Source organism: Vibrio sp. 378 (assembly GCF_033339435.1).
On the sequence record NZ_JAWOUO010000360.1, the window covers coordinates 1 to 812 of the forward strand.

At 44.1% G+C, this 812-nt stretch carries 1 protein-coding gene; it reads right to left on the bottom strand.

Annotated features, from left to right (window positions below):
- Positions 1-116 precede the first annotated feature (116 nt).
- Positions 117-761, bottom strand: a complete 645-nt coding sequence (locus R7Q48_RS26275) for a LuxR C-terminal-related transcriptional regulator (RefSeq protein ID WP_005480993.1) — start codon at positions 759-761, stop codon at positions 117-119.
- Between the last annotated feature and the right edge of the window lie 51 nt (positions 762-812).

Here is an 812-nt window from a genome sequence, read left to right on the forward strand (position 1 = left end):
TGAGGAGCTATGTCTAACAATAAACAGGAAACTTACCCTCTCCTTGTGTTCACTATTCGACTCGCTGGGCTCGTAATCTCTGGTTCTATGAGTCGTCTTAATACATGAATGTAAGGTTAAGACATCAAGTTTTGATCGGCCCAAGCGATGGCTTGAACTCGGTTTTTCACTGAGAGCTTTTTAAAGATCTGATACAGGTGCGACTTGATCGTAAATTCGCTAACAAACAGTTCTTCTGCCATCTGGCTATTCGATGCTCCAGCTTGCAGACAACGCAGCACTTGCAGTTCGCGAATGGTGAGATCGACGGTTGCTGGCGCGGTGTGAGTATTTATCACATTTCGATAGTAGTGCAGCAGTTGGCTGGTTACGTTGCGTGGTAGCCAGTTTTGCCCGTTGACAATGCCTTTCAGTCCTTCGCCTACTTGTTCTAAAGAATCTTCGCTGTAAAACAAGCCTTTTAATTGACCGAAGGCGAGCAGTTCATCCGTAGTGAGGCGTTTTGGAACGTTGAACACGACCGTCTCAAAGTTCTTCCAAACCAATGGCAGGTTTTTAATCGATTGAACGAGTGATTTATGTTCACTGAAGTCAATGAGTAGAATTTTATTTCGATGTTCGGGTTTCGCTTCCATTAGGGCATCGGTTGAGATTACAGGAATGCTCATATCGATGTACTTTTCTAATGATGCGACTTTCTGCGCAGCATCGTCTTCCATACTAATCAGAAATAGCTTTCTTGCGTAAGCCGACTTTCTCACGTGTTCAAATCTCCCAAGGTTCAGTAGAGGCCGTAAGTTGGCATTAAAGTA